Annotated in this window: 8 protein-coding genes; all 8 read left to right on the top strand. The window is 39.5% G+C overall.

Features of this window, described 5'->3' with window-relative positions; genetic code table 11:
* Positions 1-99: 99 nt before the first annotated feature.
* Positions 100-669, top strand: a complete 570-nt coding sequence (locus tag ABDZ53_RS01980) for a ReoY family proteolytic degradation factor (RefSeq protein ID WP_343753450.1) — start codon at positions 100-102, stop codon at positions 667-669.
* Positions 670-687: 18 nt separating this feature from the next.
* Positions 688-1,023 carry a nucleotide pyrophosphohydrolase gene (locus ABDZ53_RS01975; RefSeq protein WP_343753448.1) on the top strand — a complete coding sequence of 112 codons (336 nt, stop codon included), beginning with the start codon at positions 688-690 and terminating at the stop codon, positions 1,021-1,023.
* 49 nt (positions 1,024-1,072) lie between these two features.
* Positions 1,073-2,284 (top strand): CCA tRNA nucleotidyltransferase, encoded by a 1,212-nt coding sequence (locus ABDZ53_RS01970; protein ID WP_343753446.1) that lies wholly within the window; start codon positions 1,073-1,075, stop codon positions 2,282-2,284.
* Positions 2,285-2,300: 16 nt separating this feature from the next.
* Positions 2,301-5,084: a helicase C-terminal domain-containing protein gene (locus ABDZ53_RS01965; RefSeq protein WP_343753444.1), complete on the top strand. Its 2,784-nt coding sequence runs from the start codon at positions 2,301-2,303 to the stop codon at positions 5,082-5,084.
* Positions 5,085-5,235: 151 nt separating this feature from the next.
* On the top strand, positions 5,236-5,709 hold the full coding sequence (locus tag ABDZ53_RS01960) for a cell wall elongation regulator TseB-like domain-containing protein (protein ID WP_343753443.1): 474 nt from the start codon (positions 5,236-5,238) through the stop codon (positions 5,707-5,709).
* A 33-nt stretch (positions 5,710-5,742) separates the two neighbouring features.
* A complete protein-coding gene (gene asnS, locus ABDZ53_RS01955; RefSeq protein ID WP_343753441.1) occupies positions 5,743-7,038 on the top strand; it encodes an asparagine--tRNA ligase in 1,296 nt (431 codons plus the stop codon).
* An 88-nt stretch (positions 7,039-7,126) separates the two neighbouring features.
* Positions 7,127-7,846, top strand: a complete 720-nt coding sequence (locus ABDZ53_RS01950) for a DnaD domain-containing protein (RefSeq protein ID WP_343753439.1) — start codon at positions 7,127-7,129, stop codon at positions 7,844-7,846.
* Positions 7,847-7,865: 19 nt separating this feature from the next.
* Complete coding sequence (nth, locus tag ABDZ53_RS01945; RefSeq protein ID WP_343753437.1) at positions 7,866-8,537, top strand: endonuclease III; 672 nt, start codon at positions 7,866-7,868, stop codon at positions 8,535-8,537.
* Positions 8,538-8,680: the final 143 nt, after the last annotated feature.

The following is an 8,680-nucleotide window of genomic DNA, read 5'->3' as shown; positions in this document are numbered from 1 at the left end:
GGCAAGTGTTTTTTTGTTTTTCCTTGATATAACAACCATTGTAAGCAATTATTAAAAGAAAGTATTGACACTAACAAGAAAACAAAGGGGGGAGTTTCAATGTATAGTCGCGTTCAACTAAAAGATAAGAAAAAATTCTTGAAATGGTTTTTACAACGTTACCAACTGAAACGCAGAGAATCGATGTGGATTTTAAATTATCTGCTGAATCACGATATTGTTTTAAACAAGACTAAATTTGTGGAAAATGCTGATAAAACTCCTCGCGGAATACAAATGTCTACAGTCGGGACTGAAGATGAGCCGTTTCGTTTTTACAAAGACGGCCAAGAGTTTGATCATCCTGAACAAGCTTTTCATGAAGTCCGTTTAAACTGGCACACAGATTTATATATCGAGCTATTATTCCAAGAATCCGTTTTGTCGTCTGAATATGCAGCGGTTCTGGAAGATAATCCGTATGCTAAATGGAATGATCAGATACCGGAAGAAGTAGACAAACAAGTGGATGACGCCATGGATCAGTTTCTTCTCCAGAAGCAAAAGGAACAATTGATGGAAGAGATTGACCGGGCGTTAGAGACAGATGACCGTAATCAGTTCTACGCTTTAGCTAAAGAATTAAAAGATGTCGAACACAAAATGGGAAACGGAGTGTCTCCCTATTAATCAAACAGGAGTGGAATAATGGCTGATTTAGAACATATGCAGAAAGAAGTCGATGCGTATATTGGACAATTTAAAGCAGGTTATTTCTCTCCCTTAGGACAATTAGCTAGGTTGACAGAAGAAGTAGGCGAGTTGGCTCGAGAGATCAATCACTCGTATGGTGAAAAGCAGAAAAAGCCATCTGAGGAAGATAAGGCTCTTGAAGAAGAACTCGGTGATGTCTTGTTTGTCATTATTTCCCTGGCTAATTCCCTTGATATTGACCTTTCAGAAGCGTTTGATTTAACGATGCAGAAGTTCACTCAAAGAGATCATTTTCGTTTTGAACGAGTGGATGGAGAAAAAGATGCCTAGACATAAAGGAGAGAGAGGGTAACCGTTCATTTCGGTTTTACCCGCTTTTATGAAGAAAAAAGTACCGATTACAGGTGAATTCAAAAAAGCCTTACCTGTTTTACACACCTTACAGGAAGCCGGCTATGAAGCTTACTTCGTAGGGGGAAGCGTGAGAGATGCCTTACTCAATAAAGAAGTCAATGATGTAGACATCGCTACCAGTGCTTTCCCGGAGGAAATCAAAGAGTTATTCAAAAAGACTGTGGATGTTGGAATCGAACACGGTACCGTCATGGTGCTGTTAGATCATGATTCATATGAAGTCACAACTTTCCGGACCGAATCGACGTATCAAGATTTTAGACGTCCTGATTCGGTCACTTTTGTGCGCTCTTTAAAAGAAGATTTGAAAAGAAGAGATTTAACCATCAATGCTTTTGCGATGGATGATAAAGGAGTCATTCAAGATTTCTTTAATGGAGAAAAGGATTTAGACGAGCAGGTAGTGAGAGCCGTTGGGAAAGCTGAGGAGAGATTCCATGAAGATGCTCTTCGTATGATGCGTGCCGTGCGCTTTGCTGCGCAGCTTGGTTTTCATTTAGAAGCCAACACATTTTATGCTATTGTTGTCAATGCTCATTTACTCAAGCATATTGCGATTGAACGTATCCGCGTCGAGTTTGAAAAGATGATGACAGGGAAGTATTTGCTTCAAGGAATGGAAGCCTTTATAGAAACCGGCTTATTTGAGTACTGTCCGGGATTAAAAGGGAAAAAAACGGATTTACGCAAATTTTCTCTTATACCTCATCAGTTAACGCACGTCAGACAAGGCTGGGCATTACTTCTCTACTTTTTAAAAATCCATGATGAGAAAGAGGCTAGTCGCTTCTTACGTCAATGGCGCTTGTCCAACCAAACGATTTTAGAAAGTACGCATTTACTGACCTTGTTGATTCACCGATTAAAAGAGGATCTGACGCCTTACCTTATCTACACGTATTCTCCGGAACTGGCTTTGGAAACGGAGAATCTCATGTCAATCATTGGCCTAGAGTCTCATAAGACTTACGTAGAGCAGCAAATTGAACGCCTGCCTATTTTGTCCACGCATGATTTAGACATAAACGGAAAACAGCTTATGGAGTATACCGATCAAAAAGGCGGGAAATGGTTGGGAGCGGCGATTAAAGCAGCCGAAAAAGCAGTAGTTGAAAGAGAAACACCCAATCAGAAGGAATCTATTTTGAACTGGTTAGAAACTCATGACTATATTTAAAGGGAGGAGGAGACGTGTGAAGAAAGACCAGTTATATGCCATCGTTGATATAGAGGCAACCGGAGCCAGTATCGGAAGAGACGAACGCATGATTCAATTTGCTTGTGTGTTAATGAAAAACAATCAAGTGGTTGAATCATTCGATACATTCGTTAATCCATCCAGAAAAGTAAATAAAACTATCAGAGATTTAACCGGTATTTCTTCAAAAGACTTAGCGACGGCTCCTTACTTTGAAGATATTGCTCATATCATTCACACGCTATTAGAAGATACCATTTTTGTGGCTCACAATGTTGCCTTTGACTTTCATTTTCTAAATGAATGTTTTAAACGAGTAGGAGAAGCTCCTTTAACAATTCCAGCGATAGACACGGTTGAACTCGCTCAAATTCTCTATCCGACGGAAGAAAGTTATCAGTTGAAAGACTTAGTGGGATCTTTAGGCTATACATTGAATCAGGCTCATAATGCGTTATTTGATGCGCAGGCCACGGCTTTTCTCCTACAGAAGTTAGATGAAAAACTAACCCGTCTGCCCCTTATTACTTTAGAAAGTTTATCCGAACTATCCGCTTCGCTGACAGCTGAAACAGGGGTGTTTATTCAGCATGCTCTAGAAGATATGAAAGAACAGCCAACTGATTTAGAAGACGATATTGTGATTGTTCATGGTCTGGCTCTGAAAAAGCCTGACTATTTAGAAGAACAGGAACAGTTCCGAGGGGCGTCCGCTTACCCGTATAAAGAACAGGAAAAAGAAAAGGTTATGGCTGATTTAGGCTTACATAAAAGAGAGAACCAGTTCACGATGATGAATCTGGTCTTTGAATACCTGAAACAAGAGAGACCGACATACGCGCAGTTCATTGAAGCGGCTCCCGGTTCTGGGAAAACTTTCGGCTACTTGTTTCCATCGGTTTACGTGGCTTCAAAAGAAAAGAAAATAGTGTTGTCCACCTATACTAAAGTTCTGCAGAAGCAGATAGTGGATGAAGCTATTCCTTTACTCAATGCTTCTTTGCCTTTTCACAGAACAGCTGCGTTACTGAAGAGTGTGACTCACTATATGTCCTTATCTGCCTTTTATACAAAATGGAAACAGGTTTCGTCATCCGAGATTGAAGCCTTCTTTTGTATGAAGATACTCGTCTGGTTAACAGAAACAAATGAAGGAGATTTAGAAGAAATCGGTGTCGGATCGCGTCTGTTGCATCACTTCTGGCAGGAAATAAGAAGCTCATATGCCTCATTATCTTCCAGTGTCGATTTTGAAGAGTTTGATTATGTTTCCAGACGAGACAAACGGATTGAACAAGCGTCGATTTTAGTCTCCAACCATGCTTATTTATTAAATGAATGGCGCAAACAATCGGACACTACTTTCTCATCCACTCTGATATTGGATGAAGCCCATCATGTGCCTGATGTCATAGAGGAAAGTGCAACCGTTGCGTTTCATTCGAAGCGTGTGCTTTCCAGTTTGAAAAAAATGGGGAGCCAGACAAAAGAAGACTCGATTCTTTTTCAACTCCATGCATTGGAATCATCTCATATTAAACCCTATCAACTGGCAACCCTTGAGTCTATTGTAAACGTCTTGCTAGAAGAGATGGATGAATGGATTGCTAAGTGGATCAATTGGATGATGACAACAGGTCAAGTCGATCAGGACATTTTGGAATGGAAAGAAGAAAGCCTCAACTTTACACAAGTCAGTATGGATATCAAACGAGATACAAAATTTATTAAACAGAGCTTGTCTGAATTACTTTATGTCGGCAAGCAGCTCCTTGAGACATTAGAATCGACTGATTTAAATAAAGCGGAGCAAAAGAGTGTGAAGCAATTAAAAGGGACACTTGACATGATTGAAAATGATGCAGGTTTATTTGACTATGTGTTCTTTGAGAGAACAGACAACAGTCAGACTGGTGTAAGGTTTTACTCAAAAAAACCAACACAAACCCTTTCTTTTATGAAATACAACCAAGAAAAGAAAGAAGACATGCTGGAGATTTTGAAAAAACACCGTCATGTTATATTGACGAGCAGTACGTTAGCTGTGAACGGGTCGGTTCGTTACATGCAAAAGGCATTGGATTTAAAGGAAGCAGAAAGTGCGATCTTTGACTCTACGTATAACTACAAAGAGCAAGGCCGTTTATTTGTTCCTTTAGAGGATTCTATTCAAGCAAGTAAAAAAGGATTGAAGCCCTATGCTTCTTATTTGGCTGAACACATTGAACAGTTGGTTCATGAAACAGATGAGAATTGCCTGGTATTATTCCGATCACAAGAAGTGATTCAGGAAGTGTACCGTCTATTGACGAAACGTCACAGCTTACAAAACAAGACCATATTAGCGCAATATGTTTCAGGGACTCCGACGAAGATTTCCAAACTATTCAAAAAAGCCAATCAGTCGATTGTTTTAGGGTCAGACAGTTTTTGGGAAGGCGTCGATTTTCCTGAGGACGAATTAAAAGTCGTCATTATTACGCGTCTGCCATTTGATTCTCCAGAAATGCCTTTAGTTAAAAAGCGCCATAAAGAATTGCTTGATCGAGGGGACAATCCTTTCGTTCATGATTTGCTACCAAGGGCCGTGGTCAAATTCAAACAGGGCATTGGCCGCTTAATTCGCTCACCCAAAGATAAAGGTGTATGGGTCGTGTTAGACCGAAGAATGGTGGATGCCAGCTACGCTTCTGTATTTTTAGATTCTCTGCCAGAGGGGCTGAGAGTTGAAGAGAGACCGGTGAAGGAAATAGCTCAGGAAATTCAAACCTTTCTTTAAATGAGTGACGATGTCAAGAGCTAGTATAGCGTCTTATCTCTTATTCCATAAGGAAACAGGGAAACATTCTCCTTTTAATCATTTATTTCTTGGTGCTCATTTGCTATACTAAAAGAGTTGAGTAAGACGGATAGTAAATGAGGAGAATCGAGTGAAAAAATTTATTATAGGACTCGTTGTGCTGATGAGTGTGCTGATTGTTGGTTCTATTTATATCTACCAGCAAGCCCATGCCCCTTATGCTAGTGCAAAAGAAGAGTCCATAGCTTATGTAACAGATAGAACGGACTTAACTCAGCCGGATGAATTCTATTGGTATAACGGAAGTGAGACTTACTTTACAGTCAAAGGATTGACTTCAAATAATGAAGAAATGATCTATATTGTCAGACAAAATGGAGGGAACATTCTCTCTATTCCTGCAGAAGAAACACTATCTAAAGAAGAAGCCATTCAGCAAGTGAAAAGTCAAAAGAACCCGGAAAAAATACTGAATGCAACGATAGGTATGATAGATGGAAGACCTATTTGGGAAATCAGCTACCGAAATGAGAATCGTCGGTTAGGGTATTATATTATTGATTTAAAGACTGGTGAGTGGATGCGAACCATAGATAACATTTAAATAGAGATTAGTTAATTAAAGGAGATTAGGACAGTGGAAAAGATACGAATCATTCAAGCAGATAAATATGTAGGTAAAAAAGTCAAAATCGGAGCATGGATTGCTAATAAACGCTCCAGCGGTAAGATTGCTTTCTTAAATCTTCGCGACGGATCTGCTTTTTTCCAAGGAGTTGTCGTTAAAAGTGAAGTAAGTGAAGAAGTTTTCCAGACAGCTAAAAACTTAAACCAAGAAACCTCAGTTTGGATTACGGGAACGGTTCAAGAAGACACCCGTTCTAAATTCGGCTATGAAATTCATGTAGAAGACATTGATATTATTGGTGAATCCCATGATTATCCGATTACGCCGAAAGAACATGGAACAGAATTTTTAATGGACAACCGTCACTTATGGTTACGTTCATCTAAACAGCATGCCATTATGCAAGTCCGAAATGAAATCATTCGTGCCACTTATGAATACTTTAACAAAGAAGGCTTCGTTAAAATCGATCCGCCTATTTTAACAGGAAGTGCCGCTGAAAACACGACTGAATTATTCCATACGGAGTACTTTGACCGTGATGCGTTCTTGTCACAAAGTGGGCAACTGTATTTAGAAGCCGCAGCTATGGCTTTAGGAAAAGTCTTTTCTTTCGGTCCGACGTTTAGAGCGGAAAAATCTAAAACACGTCGTCACTTGATTGAGTTCTGGATGATGGAGCCTGAAATGGCCTTCATGAAACAAGATGAATCATTAGAAATACAAGAAGAATACGTTGCTTATTTAATTCAAAATGTATTGGATAACTGTGACGCAGCTCTAGACACATTAAACCGTGATAAAGAATTACTCAAACAGTATACGCAATTGCCTTATCCACGTATTTCATATGATGATGCAGTCGAATTGCTTCAGAAAAATGATTTTGATGTGAAATGGGGAGACGATTTCGGATCTCCAGAAGAAACCTTTATTGCTCAGCAGTATGACAAACCTGTATTTATTTTAAACTATCCAAAAGCTATTAAACCTTTCTATATGAAACCTCATCCTGATAGGGATGATGTGGTCTTGTGTGCGGATATGATTGCGCCTGAAGGATACGGAGAAATTATTGGGGGATCTGAACGTGAAGAGGATTATGATGCTTTACGCGAACAAATTCTAGCTTTTGATTTAGACATTAAAGAGTACGAATGGTACTTGGAGTTACGTAAATATGGAAGTGTCCCTCACTCTGGCTTTGGTTTAGGTTTAGAACGTGCTGTGACATGGATCAGTGGAACAGAACATATTCGCGAGTCTATTCCATTCCCTCGTTTGTTGAACAGAATTTACCCATAACACACACGCGTACCATATATATTTAAGAGGATTGGGAACCATACACCCAGTCCTCTTTTCTTCTCATGAGTTGAAAAGGAGAATAGAAATGAGAAACGATTTGTTATTTGAATGGCTAAGAATGGGAAATGTAACGATTCCCAATGCCTTACTCGCCCATTATAAAGCGCTCGGTTTAACGAATGATGACCTCATCACGTTAATTCAGCTGCTTTCAATTACTGAAAATGGACAGCACTTCCCAGATAGTCACGTACTTGCTGACCGTTTAAATGTCTCTCCAGAAGAGGCTTATAAAGCGATTCATCAATTGATGACTAAGAAAATAATCACCCTTGAAACACAATCAGATGAGGAAGGAAAAACGACCGACCATCTGTCTTTCGATTTACTGTACGAAAAAATACTAAAACTTATGTCCGTCCAGGAAAATGAAGAAAGAGATATTCAGACAGAAATCAGTTCAAAAGAACTGTATAGTCTATTTGAACAAGAATTCGGAAGAGGGCTGTCAGCTATTGAAATACAAACTCTAGATATGTGGCTGAATGAAGACAAACACAGTCCCGAGCTGATTCAGATGGCTTTAAGAGAAGCCGTATTAAACCAAGTATACAGTTTGAAATACATTGACCGGATTCTACTCAGTTGGGAAAAGAAAAATATTCGGACGAAAGTACAAGTGGAAAAAGAAGCGAAAAGACGCCGCTCCCAACAAAGCAAGCAGTCTTTTGATTCAGAGTCCGATCCGAATGAGAAACCTGTGCCTATGTATAATTGGCTGAAAAATAAATTTGAAAATGACTGAATAGGAGAGGAGAATAATCTTGGCAGATACACCAGAATTATTAACAGCTGCTGAAACGACAGAATTAATTGAAGCAATGGGAGTGCTGTTCCCGGAAGCGAAAGCAGAATTAGACCATAAAAACCCATTTGAATTACTCATTGCTGTCATCTTGAGTGCCCAGACGACTGATGTTGGGGTGAATAAAGTGACACCCGCCTTATTCGAAGCGTATCCCACTCCAGAAAAAATGATGGATGCTGAATTAGAGGATATTATGGATAAGTTAAAGACCATCGGTTTATACCGGAATAAAGCAAAGTTTATCAAAAAATGTGCCCGTCAACTTGTAGAAGAGTTTGGTGGAGAAGTGCCTCAAACTCATAAAGAACTGGAAAGCCTGGCAGGGGTAGGCAGAAAAACAGCGAATGTCGTTATGAGTGTCGCTTTCGATGAACCAGCCATTGCTGTGGATACCCATGTCGAGCGGGTGAGTAAAAAATTCCATATTTGTGATCCTAAAGCAACAGTCAGACAAGTAGAAGATGCCCTAATGGAGAAGTTGCCTAAAGACTTGTGGAGTGTGGCCCATCACCGTTTAATATTTTTCGGAAGATACCAATGTCCTGCGCGCACGCATAATCATGACGAATGTGTCAGTCGGATAGCTGAAGCCGTCGAAAGCATGAGGTCGGAATCGTTTTCAAAATAATGTTAAATGAGTTATAATAAATATTATCTAATAAATACTTATTCATGTGACTATATTTATGACATACATAGGTGGTAATGCCAAAAGTTCTATGAAAAATCAGATTATTCCTGTTCGAAGGTATGATATTCCCAAATAGGATA

Source organism: Alkalibacterium iburiense (assembly GCF_039521845.1).
In the GTDB taxonomy this organism is placed as follows: domain Bacteria; phylum Bacillota; class Bacilli; order Lactobacillales; family Carnobacteriaceae_A; genus Alkalibacterium; species Alkalibacterium iburiense.
The sequence above is the reverse complement of the archived record's forward strand: the minus strand, read 5'-3'. Positions and strand labels throughout refer to the sequence as shown.